This is a genomic window from Halopseudomonas laoshanensis (assembly GCF_008365385.1).
GTDB lineage: Bacteria > Pseudomonadota > Gammaproteobacteria > Pseudomonadales > Pseudomonadaceae > Halopseudomonas > Halopseudomonas laoshanensis.
On the sequence record NZ_QOVF01000008.1, the window covers coordinates 1 to 15639 of the forward strand.

Sequence of the window (15639 nt, forward strand, 5' to 3'; positions counted from 1 at the left end):
AGCTAACCAGTACTAATTGCCCGTGTGGCTTGACCATATAACACCCAAGCAATTTGGTGTGGTCATGACACCGATGAACGACAATCCGAACTTGGATTGGGATTGCAGTTACCGCTATGAAAAAAACATTTCTATCACCGAACCACCCCTTTACGCCGTGTAGACTAAAAACTGCACAGCAACGAATTGCTTGACGACCATAGAGCATTGGAACCACCTGATCCCATCCCGAACTCAGAAGTGAAACGATGCATCGCCGATGGTAGTGTGAGGTTTCCTCATGTGAGAGTAGGTCATCGTCAAGCGCTATACCAAAACCCCGGATATCGAAAGATGTCCGGGGTTTTACTTTGCGCGCAGGAAAACTCACACAGCAGACCGCGCACAACACCGACACCCGCAAATCATCCTCATTGGCCGACCTTTACTTGGTCATGCCTGGCCCACCCCGTCATTCCCGCGCAGGCGGGAATGACGGGGTGGCTCTACGTGGGGTTGAGGGTGCAGGGGTGTAGCGACGGAGACAAAGGGCACAGACGATAGACGGATCACCCATTACCAGCACAAATGTCATTGACGCGCTCATCACGCCCCTGGACCCTCTTCCAGCTTCAAATATTCCTTATGCTTTAGTGGTTTAAGTAATAAGCAAATCCGTCTAAAGCCAATATTGTTCTATGTCCGAGCATTCTGTAGGCTGTGTTTCCTGTTCAAACGGAACTGCATATCTTGATATGCCTGTGGAGGTTTATATGGTTGGTGGATTATCAGTATTGGGACGCTTAAAAGGCGCGGCTGGCGTATTGGCTGTGAGCGCCGGTATGGTGATGACGCCAGCCCATGCCGCAGATCAAGAGATACTCAACTCCTCCTACGACATCGCGCGCGAACTCTTCTCTGACTATAACGAACTCTTCAGTAAACACTGGCAGGAAGAGAGCGGCAAGACGATTGAAATCAAGCAGTCGCATGGCGGTTCATCCAAGCAGGCGCAGGCTATCATTCAAGGTTTGCGTGCCGACGTGGTTACCTACAACCAGGTGACTGATGTAGACATCCTCCACGAACGCGGCAATCTGATTCCGGAAAATTGGCGCGAGCGGTTGCCGAATGCCAGCTCGCCCTATTATTCAACCATGGCTTTCCTGGTTCGTAAGGGCAATCCGAAAAACATCAAGAACTGGGATGACCTCGCTCGCGAAGGCGTCACCTCTGTACTGCCAAATCCAAAAACCTCTGGTAATGGCCGTTACACTTATCTCGCGGCACTGGGTTACGCGCAAAAGACTTTTGAAGGTGATGAGGCAAAGATTGATGAGTTTCTGAAAACGGTGCTGAGCAATGTTGCCGTCTTCGACACCGGCGGCCGCGGCGCTACCACGACCTTCGTTGAGCGGGAGATCGGTGATGTCCTGCTGACCTTCGAATCGGAGGTGAATAACATCGTTGCGCAGTACCCGGACGGTGGCTACGAAGTCGTAGTACCTAAAGTGAGCTTCCTGGCGGAAATGCCGGTGACCTGGATCGACCGCAATATTGAACGTAACGGCACTGAGGCGGTTTCCAAAGCTTACCTTGAATACCTCTACAGCGAAGAAGCACAACGACTGATTGCTGGTTTCTTCTACCGCGTGCACAACGAAACCGTCAGCGAAGAATTTGCTGATAAATTTCCAGAGGTGGAGCTTGTGCCTATCGAAGAGATTGCTGGCGATTGGGAGAACGCGATGAAGGTTCACTTTGCCAGTGGTGGTAAACTGGATCAACTTCAGCGCAGGTAATCGAATCTTTCCATGAGTACAACCGTGGCCGGCTTATCGTCGGCGAGTAGGAACAAACCCGGCAAGCGCGTCTTGCCGGGTTTTGCTTTGAGTCTGGGTGTCTCCCTTCTCTTTATCAGCTTGATACTGATTCTGCCGATAACCGGTCTTATCGTTCAGACCTCCGGTATGAGCATGGCTGATTATTGGGCGGTGATCAGTGATGAGCGCGTCGTCGCTTCCTACAAGGTGACCTTATGGGCAGCAGCAATCGCATCGCTGTTTAACGGCGTGGTTGGGCTTTTGCTCGCGTGGGTACTGGTGCGTTACGAGTTTTGGGGCAAGCGCATCGTTGATGCCTTGATGGATCTGCCCTTTGCGCTGCCGACAGCGGTCGCGGGTATTACCCTGGCGGCGCTGTTCTCCGAGGGCGGCTGGTATGGCGAGTATCTGGCTGCGCTAGGTATAGAGGTTGCCTTTACGCCACTGGGCATTGTGGTCGCAATGGCTTTTACAAGTCTGCCCTTTGTGGTGCGCACGGTGCAGCCGGTACTGGAGGATCTGGCGCCGGAAGATGAAGAAGCGGCGGTGAGTATGGGCGCTTCGGATTGGACGGTGTTCAGGCGCATTCTATTCCCCTCCCTGTGGCCAGCCTTGATGACCGGTATTGCGCTGTCGTTCACTCGCAGCCTGGGCGAGTTCGGTGCGGTGATCTTTATCGCCGGCAATATGCCTTACGTTAGCGAGATCACCAGTTTGATGATCTTCATCCGCCTGCAGGAGTTCGATTACGCTGCAGCAAGCGCGATTGCGTCGGTGGTGCTGATGGCCTCGCTGGTCCTGCTGTTGGCTATCAACTTATGGCAGGCGCGTTACTTACGCCGCCTGCATGGACGGTAAGCGCCATGAGCCGGTCAAAATCTACTTTGCGTATCGGTGATCAACCCTGGGTCAAATGGGGGCTGATTACCCTGGCGCTGAGCGTGACCATACTGTTACTGGTCATTCCGCTGGTGCTGATCTTCGTTGAGGCCTTTTCCGAAGGCGCGCAAACCTTTTGGAACAATCTCACCGATACCTACACGCTGAGTGCTATCGGGTTGACGCTGTTTGTAGCGGCACTAACGGTACCCATCAACCTGGTTTTCGGCGTGTTTCTCGCCTGGCTGGTAACCCGCTTCGAATTTCCGGGACGCAAGGTGCTGATTACCTTGATCGACATCCCCTTCGCCGTATCGCCAGTTGTGGCGGGCTTGCTCTATCTGTTGCTGTACGGCAGTAACGGCTGGCTCGGCAGCTGGCTGATGGATCAGGACGTGCAACTGATGTTCGCCTGGCCAGGCATTGTGCTGGTGACTGTGTTCGTCACTTGCCCCTTTGTTGCCCGCGAGCTGATTCCTTTGATGCAGCAGCAAGGCCGCGAGGAAGAAGAGGCCGGTGTGGTACTAGGCGCTTCAGGGTGGAAACTATTCCGCAAGGTGACACTACCGAATATCCAGTGGGCGCTGCTGTACGGCGTGATATTGACCAATGCCCGGGCTGTGGGTGAGTTCGGTGCCGTATCGGTGGTGTCCGGCAATATTCGCGGTGAAACCAATACGCTGCCGCTGCATGTCGAGCTGCTATATCAGGATTACAACGCGGTTGGGGCTTTCACCAGTGCGTCGCTGCTTGCGGGAATTGCGCTGCTGACCCTGCTGGTAAAAGGTTTTGTCGAGTGGCGCCAGTCCCGCCAGCGCGCCCCGTTATCTGACCAATCGGACAGTCGCTGATGAGTATTACCCTAGACGGTATCAACAAGTATTTTGGCCAATTCCAGGCCCTCAAGGATATCTCTTTGGAGATCCCAGATGGTGAGCTGACCGGGTTGCTAGGGCCTTCGGGTTCGGGCAAGACCACCTTGCTGCGCATCATCGCCGGCCTGGAGACGGCAGAGCAGGGCCGCATTCTATTTCATGGCAAAGATGTCACGTCGCTGCATGTGCGCGAGCGACGCGTTGGCTTTGTGTTCCAGCACTATGCGTTGTTCCGGCATATGACCGTCGCGCAGAACATTGCCTTTGGTCTGGAGGTGCTCCCACGCAAGGAGCGCCCTGGCACCGCGGATATTCGCAAGCAGGTTGGTGAGCTGCTGGAAATGGTGCAGCTGAGTCATTTGGCTGATCGCTTTCCTTCGCAGCTGTCCGGCGGACAGAAACAGCGCATTGCCCTGGCCCGCGCGCTGGCGATGAAGCCGCAGATCCTGTTGCTGGACGAACCATTTGGCGCGCTGGATGCCAAGGTTCGCAAAGATCTGCGCCGCTGGTTGCGTGCGCTGCATGACGAATTGCACTTTACCAGTGTGTTCGTCACCCACGATCAGGAAGAGGCGCTGGAGCTATCTGATCGGGTAGTGGTGATGAGCGCCGGCAAGATTGAGCAGGTCGATAATCCCCAGGCCCTGTACGCTCAGCCGGAGAGCCGTTTTGTCTTCGACTTTCTTGGGCATGTGAACGTGTTCAACGGTACCCTGCAGGGCCAACGTTTGGCTCAGGGCGAGGGCTGGGTGGATATGCCCGCACCGATAACCGATGAAGCTGTGCAGCTGTATTTGCGCCCACATGAAGTGCGCTTGCAGGACAAACCCGCAGAGCACGCCAATTTGCCCTTGCGTATTGAGTCAATCAGTTTGATCGGCGCTGAGGTACGGCTGGAGCTCTTGCCCTGTGGCTGGCAGTCGGAAGAGCCCTGGGAGGTGGGTATCAGTCATGTGGAGTTCAACCGTTGGCAGCCACAGCGCGGCGACCGATGCTATGCTGTTCCGGACGTTGGGCATCTGTTTGACGCACATCAGGGGCAACCGCAAACGCTCAGTTGGATTAAAGACTGACGCCGCCGCCCGCCCGCAACGGGAGGTCCGATGAATCCATACGAGCGCTATGTATTGCCGCGGATGATCGACATTGCCTGTGGCATGGGCGACGTGATGAAAGCGCGCTCACGCATCGTTCCGCAGGCGATGGGCGAGGTACTGGAAATCGGTATAGGCACCGGGCTCAACCTGCAGTTCTATCGTCCTGACCAGGTAACCTCTATTGTCGGGGTGGACCCGGCCGCGCAGATGCAGACGTTGGCCCTGCGGCGTGCAGCCGCGTGTGGCATTCCGGTGGAAATGATCGCGGTGGATGTGCAAGGCATCCATGCGGCGGACGACCGATTCGATACCATCGTCATGACCTTCACCCTGTGCTCGATTGCCGATCCGCTACCAGCCCTGCGCGAAATGTTGCGGGTGCTCAAGCCCGGCGGGCGCTTGTTGTTCTGCGAGCACGGGCTGGCTCCAGATGCGTCGGTCAGACGCTGGCAGCACCGGTTGACCCCGATATGGAAACCAATCGCTGGCGGTTGCCATCTCAATCGCGACATCCCACAGCTGCTGCGGGATGCCGGGTTCAATATTGGCGAAATAGCGACCGAATATCTGCCAGGCCCGCGGCCAATGACCTATATCTACAGTGGATGGGCGCAGCAGGAAGCGCTGGCCTAAAGTCTGAAACCATCGGCGATATAGTCTGCCAGACACTCGCTCACCGGCGACCGCGTCTGCGCATTGCGCAGCAGTACGATACTCGCGCTAGGCATGCTCGGCAGGCCATCGTCAACGCCGAGAATACGCATGTCAGCCGGGATCAGACTTTGTAATTGCGCGGTGATTGCCAACCCGGCGCTGACCACCGCCATGATCGCCGACAGGCTGGGGCTGGTATAAGCCACGCGATAATCCCGACCCATGGTATCCAGCGCGTTGCAGGCCCAATCGCGACAGAAGCATTCGGCGTTGAACATCGCCAGCGGCAGGCTTGATTGTTCGTTCAGGTCGAAGCCGGCTGCCTGCGCCCAGACGATCTGTTCCTGGCGCAGTAACTGGCCGATTTCCTTGCCCGGCTCCCGCGTCACGATGGTCAGATCCAGATCCTTGCGTTGCAACAGATGAAAGGAGGGCTCGCAATGCAGCTCTACCTGGACCATCGGATAGGTCTGCGCAAAGCGGGCGAGAATGCTGGGCATAAAGCGCATGACATAATCATCCGGCGTACCCACGCGTACGCTGCCAACCATATGCGGTTCACGCAGGCTGCTCATGACTTCGCTCTGCAGTTTCAGAATGCGCCGTGCGTAGCCCAGCAGCAGTTGACCTTCTGCGGTCAGGCCGAGTTGCCGACCCTCTTTGAGAAACAGCGCACGCTGCAGTACGTCCTCTTCCAGACGCTTCATCTGCATGCTGACCGCTGATTGGGTCCGGTTCAGGACTTCGGCTGCGCGGGTAAAACCGCCTTGGTCGGCGATGGCGACGAAGGTGCGTAACAACTCGCTGTCGATCGTGGGGAAGTTGGCCATAGATCAATTCCTGAGATGGCAAGCATCATAAACATTCGTTGGATTGATGTTAGCTCCAGCGCAAGACTAGCGCCATACCCTATGGAGGGTATATGGAGGATATGGCGATGAAAGTAGCAAGAAAGCAGGTTGTGGTAGAACAGTATAGTCAGGATCACGGGCGGGCTCTGCGCCGTTTCCCAGGCCACGCAAAGACCCTGGTGCTGGCAATGGTGCGTCGCGTACAACGTTGGCAGCGACTGGCCTATGAGCGGCGCTTACTCGGCTCGCTGGACCAGCATCAGCTTCGGGATATTGGTATCACCCGGGCTGAAGCGCAGCGAGAAAGTGCCAGGCCGTTCTGGGACGACGTCGGGACGGATGAGCAGCGGCGCGAGATGTGATCAGTGCTCGAGAAGCTTGGCGCAGGCCGCCAGAATCTTTGCAGTATCCGGCGGATTGCGCCCTGGCGCGCCCGCACAATGACCCCAGTCGGAAACGATAGGCATACACTCGGCATTGGGCATCTTTGTGGCTTCCCAGGCGGCATCCTGGTCTGTGAAGTACAGGTCCGTGGAGCAGGGCATGATCAGCGTCTTTGCTGTGATGGCTCCGAGGGCCGCGGCAATATCCCCATTAAAGCTGTCATTGAGGCTGATATCGGCGGCCTTCCAGCTTTCCAGTACGGTCAGCAGATTGTTGGCATCCTGGGCCAGATGGTCATCCTCCCAGTACTTCAATAACGCCGGAATACTTTCAAACCCGAGTTGGTGATAAAGCTCATCCCGGAAGAACGCTTGGCTATAGGCCCAGCCGGCATAAACGCGAGCAAAGGCTTTTAACCCGGCCGTTGGTTGGTGATGATAAAAGCCGTCATGCCAAGCCGGATCGCAGGTCAACGCTGCCTTCACCCCTTCGAGAAATACCTGGTTGTGCGGCCAACAGCGTGCGGTGGCGCAGATGCTCATCACGCGTTTGACCTGTTGTGGATACAGGCAGCCCCATTGCAACGCCTGCATACCGCCCATGGACCAGCCCATGACCAGCGCGGGTGAGGCATCGGCAAAGCGGCTTTCCAGCAAACGCTTCTGCGCTATGACATTGTCGTAAAGACTGACGTGCGGAAAATGACCGCGCGCCTGATTGTTGGGTGCATTACTCGGTGAGATCGAGCGCCCGTTGCCGATCAGGTTGGGAATGACAATGCAGTACCTGTCTGGATCAAGCGGGCCCTGTGCACCAATAAGGGGCAAAACGCCTTCGTGTGTTCCACCATAGTACGTCGGGATCAGAATCAGGTTGTCGCCCGCCGCATTCAGTTCCCCGATCTGGACATAGCTGAGCCAGGCGTCGCGCAATATATCGCCGCTCTGCAGAGGCATATTCCCCAACTGAATGATTTGCTCAAGTCCTTGATATACCGACATTACTGCAACTCCTCTCTCGATATGTAGATGCCCATGAAAGCAACGCGGAACAGCGTCGTACGTATTTATACATGCATGCTGGCATGTATGTTGAATGGAAGAATCATACCAAGCTCGCCGTTGTCGGCGCTTTTATCATTCTGGAGTGCAGTCATGACCGTTCAGCCATCACCCGAAAACCTTAAGCAAACCCTGCAAGACAAGGGCGTGAAATACGCTCTGGCCGGTTATGTGGATATTCACGGCATCATCAAGGGAAAGTTTGTACCCATCTCGCATATCGGCCGCATGCTCAAGGGCTCGGAACTCTTCACCGGAGCAGCGCTGGATGGTGTACCGCAGGATATCGCGGATAACGAAGTGGCGGCGATGCCCGACGTTGCAACCATGACCGTCTGCCCGTGGAACCCCGAACTTGCCTGGTTCGCCAGCGACCTGCACCTGGAGGGCGCGCCTTTCGAAGCCTGCTCGCGGAGCATTCTCAAGCGCCAGGTTGCGGCCGCCGCGGATATGGGCTTCACCTTCAATCTGGGCATTGAAACCGAGTTCTTCCTGTTCAAGGACAGTGCCGATGGTGGCTTTGAACCTATTAGCGGCCGCGATATTCTGGCCAAGCCCTGCTACGACCCGCGCACCCTGGGCGATAACATGCATATCGTCGGTGAACTGGTAGAGGCGATGAACAGCATGGGCTGGGATGTCTATTCCTTCGATCATGAAGACGCCAACGGCCAGTTCGAGACCGATTTCACCTATACCGACGCGCTAGGCATGGCCGACCGGTTGGTGTTCTTTCGCCTGATGGCCAACGAAATTGCCCGCAAGCACGGCGCCTTTGCCAGCTTTATGCCCAAGCCCTCGGCCAACCGCACCGGCAGCGGCGCGCACTACAACATGTCTTTGGCTGACCGCGAGACCGGCAAGAACCTGTTCGATCCGGCCAATGGCGAAGACACTCACGGCTGTGGCGTCACCGAGATGGCCTATCACTTTATTGCCGGCATCATGAAACACGCCGGGGCTATCAGCGCGGTGATTGCGCCGACGGTCAACAGCTACAAACGTCTGGTGCGCAAGGGCGCGATGTCCGGCTCGACCTGGGCACCGGTGTTTGTCTGCTACGGCAATAATAATCGCACCAATATGTTGCGTATTCCATCGCAGGGTGGCCGGGTGGAATGCCGCGCGGCGGACATCGCCTGTAATCCGTATCTGGGCGCGGCGATGATTCTGGCTGCAGGTCTGGAGGGCATCCGCGAGGCCATGGATCCGGGTCAACCGCACCGCGAGAACATGTACAACTACAGCGACAAGGAAGTGCGCGAGATGGGTATCGAAATGCTGCCGCAAAACCTAGGCGAAGCCGTCGACGCCTTTGAAGCGGACCCACTGTCCAAGCAGGTTTTTGGTCAGGCGATGTTCGACAGCTTCGTGCAGTTCAAGCGCGAAGAGTGGACCAGCTATCACACCCACGTATCCGAGTGGGAAATTCAGCGTTATCTGAAATTCTTCTGATTTCATTGCGCCAGCAAAAGCTGGCGCGCCTTTTGCTGTGCTTTACCCATAACAGGCAACAGCCTCATATCCCCCAGGAGTTGAAACATGCAAAAGCCTCTTCCCTTTACCCGTCGCCTCAGCGGCTTACTCAAAGGCGCAGTTCTGGCCATGGCCGCTTCGGCCATCATGGTGCCCGCCGCTTACGCCCAGGAACGTGACAGCTTCAAGATCGCCTGGAGCATTTACGCCGGCTGGATTCCGTGGAAATACGTTGATGAATCCGGGATCATGAAAAAGTGGGCCGACAAGTACGGTATCGAAGTCGAGATCGTGCAGATCAACGACTATATCGAATCCATCAACCAGTACACCGCCGGAGAGTTTGACGGCGTAGTCGCGACCAGCATGGATGCATTGTCGATTCCCTCCGCCGGGGGTGTGGATACCACGGCGTTGATCGTTGGCGATTATTCCAATGGCAATGACGGCCTGGTGATGAAAGACAGCAGCGATATCAAGGACCTCAAAGGTCAGGAAATCAATCTGGTTGAGCTGTCTGTTTCGCATTATCTGCTGGCCCGAGCGCTGGACAGCGTCGGCATGAGCGAGCGTGACGTGACCGTGGTCAACACCGGGGACGCGGATATTGTGGCTGCCTTCAGCACGCCTGGCGTGAAAAACGTAGTGACCTGGAACCCGTTGCTGGATGACGTGGCGAAGATGCCGGGTGCCAATCGCGTGTTCGATTCCAGCCAGATCCCCGGTCACATCAAGGATCTGACCGTGGTTAACACTCAGACCCTGGCAGACAACCCCAAACTGGGCAAAGCACTGGTCGGCGCCTGGTTCGAGTTGATGGCTGAGATGGGTACCGATAGTGAAGCAGGTCAGGAAGCTCGTGCAGCTTTGGGCGAAGCCTCTGGTACGGACCAGGCCGGTTATGAAGCACAACTGGCAGGCATGAAAATGTTCTGGAAGCCGGCCGACGCAGTCGCATTCATTTCCAGCGACGAAGCGGTCGAGGCAATGGACAGCGTTCGTGACTTCTCCTTCGAGAAAGGTCTGCTGGGCGAGGGTGCGCCTTCTGCCGATTTTGTTGGCATTAGCTTCCCCGGTGGCAAAACGCTGGGCGATACCGATAATATCAAGCTGCGCTTCGATCCCTCCTACATGCAAATGGCGGCTGACGACGCACTCTGATAAAGCCCTCCACCTGCCTCGGCCTGATCGGTCGAGGTGGGTGATGCGATTGGAACACCCATGCGCCGTACCAAAGAAGACGCGGAAAAAACCCGCCTGAAAATCATCGAAGCCGCGCTGGTGCTGTTCAGCCGCAATGGTTTCTCGAATACCACCCTGGCGATGATCGGCACCGAAGCTGGCTACAGCCGCGGGCCCATCTACTGGCATTTCAAGAACAAGGATGATCTCTACCAGGCCGTTCTGGCCTGCTCGCAGGAGCCGCTTGAGCAATTGATCGACAATGCCGCTCGCGAGACGGCCAACCCGGTTGCCGCAATTGATACCTTTGCCAGGCAGTGGCTGGTCCTGCTCGCTGAAGATGTCTGGTTTCGGCAGTCGTTCGAAATTCTATTGAACAAAACCGAATTGACCGAAGCGGTGGCGCCCTCGCTCAAACGCGAGAGAGAGCTGACGCGGCATATTGTCGATACCTTGTCACAGCTAGTCGCCCAGGCGCAGCAATTGCAGCAGATACCTGCCACGCAGCCAGCGGGCAAACTCGGGCTGCTGGTTTACACCTATTTGATGGGCGTGACCCAGAGCTGGCTATTTGCGCCTGAATTGTTCTGTCTCAAGCAGGAGGAGGAATTCTTTGTGCAGCGGCTGCACGGTATGCTGATGCTGAATTAAATGGGTATGAACAACAAAGCCGGGGCACGCGCTCCGGCTTTGTTGTTTCTGGGGTGAGAGTTATTGCGCGACCGGCTCGATAATCGCGAAGTTGGCAGGCGGTTCCTCAATCAGTTGCAGCAAGCCGAAGAACGCCTTGGGGTTGCCCTCCACGCTGATGTCGCCCGCCTTGACCGCGTCGGGGAAGGTCAGTTGGCGCAACAGAATACGATCCAGGGTGCCGCGTGTCATACTGACGCTGGCATCGGCATTCTCCGCCAGGCTGCCGGCGCGATAGGTCAGGGTTGAGTTCTGCAGGTTCAGGCGGTACTGCTCGTCGATATCGGTCAGGCTCCAGTTGATCACCAGGTGTCGGCCTTCGGCTTTTTCCGCGTTCAGACGTACCGCCAACAGGTCGAAGAACATGCCCGCTTCCAGTGCCTGCAACAGATCCGCTGACAGGCCATTACCGCGTCGCGCTTCTGGCGCTCCCTGGCGTAATTCCTGGGCGCCGGTCAGGTAGGCTCCGCGCCAGGTGCCCGCTTCGGCCTGATAACCCAACTGCTCCAGCGCATCGGCGCCGAGCTCGCGTGCAGCTTTGTTCTGCGGTTCGGCAAATACGGCCTGACTCATGACCCAGGCTACCCAGCGGTATTCACCCTTAGCAAAATCCGCACGGGCCTGTTCCAGCACCCTGTCCATGCCGCCCATATAGCTGATGGTCTTGGCCGCATTCTGCTGCGGTGGCAGCGGGTCGAGATTGGCCGGGTTGGCGTCGTACCAGCCCATATAGCGTTGATAGATGGCCCGGGCATTGTGCTTCAGCGTGCCGTAATAGCCGCGGGCGTACCATTCCTGATCCAGGCTTTTCGGCAGCTTGATGTTCTCGGCAATATCGCCAGCAAGATGGCCTTTGTTCATCATCCGTACCGATTGGTCATGAATGAACTTGTAAAGATCGCGTTGCACACCAAGAAAATGCTGGGCCTGTTTCTGCTCCCATATCGGCCAATGGTGCTGGGCGATAAGAATGTCAGCGCGGTCGCCAAAGCGCTCGAGTGCCTTGTCGATATAGTGCGACCAGGCGCTGGCATCGCGAATGGCTGCGCCGCGAATGGTGTAGATGTTGTGCAGATGCTGGCTGGTGATTTCCGCGGTATTGAGCACTTTGAACTGCGGGAAATACATCATCATTTCCGACTCGGCTTCGGTGCCATGCGCCATCTGGAATTCGATCTCGATGCCGTCAATGGTCAGCGTCGCATCATCAGGCACTGTGTCAGTCGGGGCGATCAGCGTCAGCGGGCCGCTGGCCAACGCCTTGCCCAGGCCGGTATCCACATGGCCGCGCTCACCCGGAGGCACCTGCGCACCGAACTGGTAGGTGGCGCGGCGCGCCATGGCATTACCGGCAATCACGTTCTCGGAAACCGCGTGCTGCATAAAGCCGTAGGGTGCGTACACCTTGACCTTACCCGCGCGCACATCCGCCTCATTGATCACACCTTTGACGCCACCAAAATGATCGGCATGGTTATGGGTATAGAGCACGGCAACCACCGGCTTTTGTGGACGGTTCTGGTAGTACAGATCCAAGCCCGTCTTGGCGGTGGCCGGGGTCAGCAGGGGATCAATAATGATTAGTCCGGTCTTGCCTTCAATAATGGTCATGTTGGCCAGATCCATGCCACGAATCTGGTACATGCCTTCGGTGACTTGGAACAAGCCGTGGATCGCATTCAATTGCGCCTGACGCCAGAGGCTGGGGTTGACCGTATCTGGCGCAGCTTTGCCATTCAAAAACGCGTAGGCCGCCATATTCCAGGCCAGTTTGCCCTCGCTGTCGGTGACCTTGCCTTCCGGCCATTCGGCAATAAAGCCGCGCTTGGCATCATCGAACGCCTGGGTATTGGCAAAGGGCAGGTCGTCTAGAACCGCCTTGTTGCGCTCAGCGGTGTAGGATTCTGCGGGCTTGGGTTCAGCGAAAGCATTAAGGGTGCAGCTTGCGGTGAGGATGCTGGTTAACAGCAACGGGCGGTAGCGCATGGTGGATAAACTCCAGCGTTGTTTTTATCGGCAGTAACCTTCAGTAGTAAAGACTATAGAAGTGCGGAGTCTTATATATCCAATGCATTTTTAGTGCGTTTTTGATGCGCAATACGCATTGATGCAATTTGATGAATATTATTTTTAGATCGTGCAGCCAAATTGCCACACTAACTCGCTATGCTTGGCGGCCGATGAGACTGGACCGGGGTGCATTTTTCCTCGAAGCCTGGGGCCCTTTAAACTATAATCGCGCGCTTTCTCGACGCCGGGCCCTGCCCGGATGTTCGGCACCGACCAGAGGGGTATGACTCAGTGATCAAGACGCCGTATTACCTGATCGACAAGAGCAAGCTGCTGCGCAATCTGGAAAAGATTGCCTATGTACGCGAACACTCCGGGGCCAAGGCATTGCTGGCGCTGAAGTGTTTTGCCACCTGGTCGGTATTCGATCTGATGCAGCAATATATGGACGGCACCACTTCTTCGTCGCTGTATGAGGTAAAGCTCGGCCGTCTTAAGTTCGGCGGCGAGACGCATGCCTATAGCGTCGCCTATGGCGATGATGAGATCGAGGAAGTGCTGGCGAATTCGGACAAGATCATCTTCAACTCGATCAGTCAGCTTGAGCGCTTTGCCGATGCCTCCGATCTGCATGTGCGCGGGCTGCGCCTGAACCCAGGCGTCAGCAGTTCGGAATTTCTGATCGCCGACCCTTCGCGTCCCTTCAGCCGTCTGGGCGAGTGGGATGCCGAGAAGATCGCTGACGTGATCGATCAGGTCTCCGGCTTCATGATTCACAATAACTGCGAGAACAGTGACTTCGGCCTGTTCGACCAGATGCTCAGCCAGATTGAAGAGCGTTTTGGCGAGTTGCTGGAGCAGGTCGAATGGGTCAGTCTGGGTGGCGGCATTCATTTTACTGGCGAAGGTTATCCGCTGGACGCCTTCTGTGCACGACTCAAGCAGTTTGCCGAGCGCTACGGCGTGCAGGTGTACCTGGAGCCAGGCGAGGCGGCGATCACCATGAGTACTTCGCTGGAAGTATCGGTGCTCGATACCCTGTATAACGGCAAGCAACTGGCAGTGGTCGACAGCTCGATCGAGGCGCACATGCTTGATCTGCTGATCTATCGCCAGCCAGCGAAGATGGAGCCCTGCGAGGGCGAACATGAGTACATGGTGTGCGGCAAGTCCTGCCTGGCGGGCGATATTTTCGGTGAGTTCAAGTTCAACAAACCGCTGAAGATTGGTGATCGCCTGTCGTTTATCGATGCGGCCGGTTACACCATGGTCAAGAAGAACTGGTTCAACGGGGTGAAAATGCCGTCCATTGCCGTGCGTCAGCTGGACGGCGAGATTGAACTGGTCCGCGAGTTCGGATTCGAAGACTTTGTCAACGGCCTCTCCTGAGGCCTTTAATCCAGCCTTGTCCAAGGAGGCGTTTCGAGGAAGAGACATGAAGAAAAACGTTCTGATTATTGGTGCCGGTGGTGTTGCTCAGGTTGTCGTGCACAAGTGCGCGCAGCATAACGATGTGCTGGGTAATATTCATATTGCTTCACGTACGGTGGAAAAATGCCAACAGCTGGTCGACAGCGTACGGGAAAAGGGCAGCCTCAAGGTTGCCGGTGAATTGCAAGCGCATGCGCTGGATGCTCTCGATGTCGAGGCGACCAAAGCGCTGATTGCCAAGACACGGTCGCAAATCGTCATCAATGTCGGATCGGCTTTCGTCAATATGTCCGTGCTGCAAGCCTGTATCGAAACCGGCGCAGCCTATCTGGATACGGCAATCCATGAGGATCCGAGCAGGATCTGTGAGACCCCACCCTGGTACGCCAACTACGAGTGGAAGCGCCGCGAGCTCTGCGAAGCCAACGGCATTACCGCCATTCTGGGGATCGGCTTTGATCCGGGCGTGGTCAATGCCTACGCGGCACTGGCAGTCAGCGACTATTTCGACAGCGTCAGCGATATCGACATCATCGATATCAACGCGGGCAGCCACGGCAAGTACTTCGCTACCAACTTTGACCCGGAGATCAACTTTCGCGAGTTCACCGGTACCGTCTGGTCCTGGCAGAACAGCCAGTGGGTCAGTAACAAGATGTTCGAGGTCAAGCGCACTGACGATTTGCCAGTGGTCGGCGCCCACACCAGCTACATGACTGGCCATGATGAAGTGCATTCGCTGTCGCAGAATCTCAAGGTGCCGAACGTGCGCTTCTGGATGGGCTTTGGCGAGCATTACATCAATGTGTTCACCGTGCTCAACAGCCTGGGCCTGCTCTCGGAACAGCCGGTGACCACCGCCGAAGGGCTGGAAGTGGTGCCGTTGAAAGTGGTCAAGGCGGTATTGCCTGATCCGTCGTCGCTGGCGCCGGATTACCAGGGTAAAACCTGTATCGGAGATCTGATCAAGGGCAAGAAGGATGGTGAGGACCGCGAGATCTTTATCTACAACGTCGCCGACCACGCCGAGGCTTATCAGGAAGTAGGCAGCCAGGGGATTTCCTATACCGCCGGTGTGCCGCCGGTGGCGGCTGCGCTGTTGATCGCCAGCGGTGAGTGGGATGTGCAGAAGATGGCTAACGTCGAAGAGCTGCCGCCCAAACCCTTTCTCAAACTGATGAACGAGATGGGTCTGCCCACGCGTATCCGTGATGAAGACGGCGATCGCCCGTTGAATTTCTGATCAT

14 protein-coding genes and 1 rRNA gene are annotated in these 15639 nt (G+C 56.4%); 12 read left to right on the forward strand and 3 right to left on the reverse strand.

The annotated features are described in order from the left end of the window. Window positions 1-189: 189 nt before the first annotated feature. From rrf to DT594_RS16940, 6 genes are all read left to right on the forward strand, one after another. Window positions 190-305 (forward strand): 5S ribosomal RNA (rrf, locus tag DT594_RS16915). A 516-nt stretch (window positions 306-821) separates the two neighbouring features. Then, a complete protein-coding gene (gene cysP / locus DT594_RS16920) occupies window positions 822-1781 on the forward strand; it encodes a thiosulfate ABC transporter substrate-binding protein CysP (RefSeq protein ID WP_149334261.1) in 960 nt (319 codons plus the stop codon). 12 nt (window positions 1782-1793) lie between these two features. Beyond that, window positions 1794-2660, forward strand: coding sequence for a sulfate/thiosulfate ABC transporter permease CysT (cysT, locus tag DT594_RS16925; RefSeq protein ID WP_149334103.1), 867 nt, complete (start codon window positions 1794-1796; stop codon window positions 2658-2660). Between the two features lie 5 nt (window positions 2661-2665). After that, window positions 2666-3532 carry a sulfate/thiosulfate ABC transporter permease CysW gene (gene cysW / locus DT594_RS16930; protein WP_149334105.1) on the forward strand — a complete coding sequence of 289 codons (867 nt, stop codon included), beginning with the start codon at window positions 2666-2668 and terminating at the stop codon, window positions 3530-3532. Beyond that, window positions 3532-4629: a sulfate/molybdate ABC transporter ATP-binding protein gene (locus DT594_RS16935; RefSeq protein ID WP_149334107.1), complete on the forward strand. Its 1098-nt coding sequence runs from the start codon at window positions 3532-3534 to the stop codon at window positions 4627-4629. The genes cysW and DT594_RS16935 overlap by 1 nt, the downstream gene beginning before the upstream one ends. A 30-nt stretch (window positions 4630-4659) precedes the next feature. Continuing rightward, window positions 4660-5286: a class I SAM-dependent methyltransferase gene (locus tag DT594_RS16940; RefSeq protein ID WP_149334109.1), complete on the forward strand. Its 627-nt coding sequence runs from the start codon at window positions 4660-4662 to the stop codon at window positions 5284-5286. Here the strand turns inward: DT594_RS16940 and DT594_RS16945 are convergent. Continuing rightward, window positions 5283-6137 carry a LysR substrate-binding domain-containing protein gene (locus DT594_RS16945; RefSeq protein WP_149334111.1) on the reverse strand — a complete coding sequence of 285 codons (855 nt, stop codon included), beginning with the start codon at window positions 6135-6137 and terminating at the stop codon, window positions 5283-5285. The two genes, DT594_RS16940 and DT594_RS16945, sit on opposite strands and share 4 nt — an antisense overlap. 107 nt (window positions 6138-6244) lie before the next feature. Between DT594_RS16945 and DT594_RS16950 the strand changes: the two genes are divergently transcribed. Continuing rightward, entirely contained in the window at window positions 6245-6520 is a 276-nt protein-coding gene (locus DT594_RS16950) for a DUF1127 domain-containing protein (protein WP_149334113.1), read from the forward strand. Here DT594_RS16950 and DT594_RS16955 read toward each other — a convergent pair whose 3' ends face one another. Then, the gene (locus DT594_RS16955; protein ID WP_149334115.1) at window positions 6521-7543 is read right to left on the reverse strand and encodes an alpha/beta fold hydrolase; all 1023 of its coding nucleotides are present in this window, start codon (window positions 7541-7543) and stop codon (window positions 6521-6523) included. A gap of 153 nt (window positions 7544-7696) precedes the next feature. Here DT594_RS16955 and glnT point away from each other — a divergent pair, with 153 nt between their 5' ends. The 3 genes from glnT (at window position 7697) to DT594_RS16970 (ending at window position 10912) form a co-directional block, all read left to right on the forward strand. Beyond that, window positions 7697-9058 (forward strand): type III glutamate--ammonia ligase, encoded by a 1362-nt coding sequence (glnT, locus tag DT594_RS16960; protein WP_149334116.1) that lies wholly within the window; start codon window positions 7697-7699, stop codon window positions 9056-9058. A gap of 87 nt (window positions 9059-9145) precedes the next feature. Next, the gene (locus DT594_RS16965; protein ID WP_425460581.1) at window positions 9146-10240 is read left to right on the forward strand and encodes a putative urea ABC transporter substrate-binding protein; all 1095 of its coding nucleotides are present in this window, start codon (window positions 9146-9148) and stop codon (window positions 10238-10240) included. A gap of 60 nt (window positions 10241-10300) precedes the next feature. After that, window positions 10301-10912, forward strand: coding sequence for a TetR family transcriptional regulator (locus DT594_RS16970; RefSeq protein ID WP_149334118.1), 612 nt, complete (start codon window positions 10301-10303; stop codon window positions 10910-10912). Window positions 10913-10972: 60 nt separating this feature from the next. Here DT594_RS16970 and DT594_RS16975 read toward each other — a convergent pair whose 3' ends face one another. Beyond that, window positions 10973-12937, reverse strand: a complete 1965-nt coding sequence (locus DT594_RS16975; RefSeq protein WP_149334120.1) for an alkyl/aryl-sulfatase — start codon at window positions 12935-12937, stop codon at window positions 10973-10975. A 315-nt stretch (window positions 12938-13252) separates the two neighbouring features. On the opposite strand from DT594_RS16975, the gene nspC reads away from it, so the two are divergent. After that, a complete protein-coding gene (nspC, locus tag DT594_RS16980) occupies window positions 13253-14350 on the forward strand; it encodes a carboxynorspermidine decarboxylase (RefSeq protein WP_149334122.1) in 1098 nt (365 codons plus the stop codon). 46 nt (window positions 14351-14396) lie between these two features. After that, window positions 14397-15635, forward strand: coding sequence for a saccharopine dehydrogenase family protein (locus DT594_RS16985; protein ID WP_149334124.1), 1239 nt, complete (start codon window positions 14397-14399; stop codon window positions 15633-15635). Window positions 15636-15639: the final 4 nt, after the last annotated feature.

What these genes read in the sequence shown, in the direction of transcription:
- DT594_RS16950 (WP_149334113.1), top strand. Translation starts at nt 6,245, where the DNA reads ATGAAAGTAGCAAGAAAGCAGGTTGTGGTAGAACAGTATAGTCAGGAT.
- glnT (WP_149334116.1), top strand. Translation starts at nt 7,697, where the DNA reads ATGACCGTTCAGCCATCACCCGAAAACCTTAAGCAAACCCTGCAAGAC.
- DT594_RS16940 (WP_149334109.1), top strand. Translation starts at nt 4,660, where the DNA reads ATGAATCCATACGAGCGCTATGTATTGCCGCGGATGATCGACATTGCC.
- DT594_RS16965 (WP_425460581.1), top strand. Translation starts at nt 9,146, where the DNA reads ATGCAAAAGCCTCTTCCCTTTACCCGTCGCCTCAGCGGCTTACTCAAA.
- DT594_RS16955 (WP_149334115.1), bottom strand. Translation starts at nt 7,543, where the DNA reads ATGTCGGTATATCAAGGACTTGAGCAAATCATTCAGTTGGGGAATATG.
- DT594_RS16985 (WP_149334124.1), top strand. Translation starts at nt 14,397, where the DNA reads ATGAAGAAAAACGTTCTGATTATTGGTGCCGGTGGTGTTGCTCAGGTT.
- cysP (WP_149334261.1), top strand. Translation starts at nt 822, where the DNA reads ATGGTGATGACGCCAGCCCATGCCGCAGATCAAGAGATACTCAACTCC.
- cysW (WP_149334105.1), top strand. Translation starts at nt 2,666, where the DNA reads ATGAGCCGGTCAAAATCTACTTTGCGTATCGGTGATCAACCCTGGGTC.
- DT594_RS16935 (WP_149334107.1), top strand. Translation starts at nt 3,532, where the DNA reads ATGAGTATTACCCTAGACGGTATCAACAAGTATTTTGGCCAATTCCAG.
- DT594_RS16975 (WP_149334120.1), bottom strand. Translation starts at nt 12,937, where the DNA reads ATGCGCTACCGCCCGTTGCTGTTAACCAGCATCCTCACCGCAAGCTGC.
- DT594_RS16970 (WP_149334118.1), top strand. Translation starts at nt 10,301, where the DNA reads ATGCGCCGTACCAAAGAAGACGCGGAAAAAACCCGCCTGAAAATCATC.
- cysT (WP_149334103.1), top strand. Translation starts at nt 1,794, where the DNA reads ATGAGTACAACCGTGGCCGGCTTATCGTCGGCGAGTAGGAACAAACCC.
- DT594_RS16945 (WP_149334111.1), bottom strand. Translation starts at nt 6,137, where the DNA reads ATGGCCAACTTCCCCACGATCGACAGCGAGTTGTTACGCACCTTCGTC.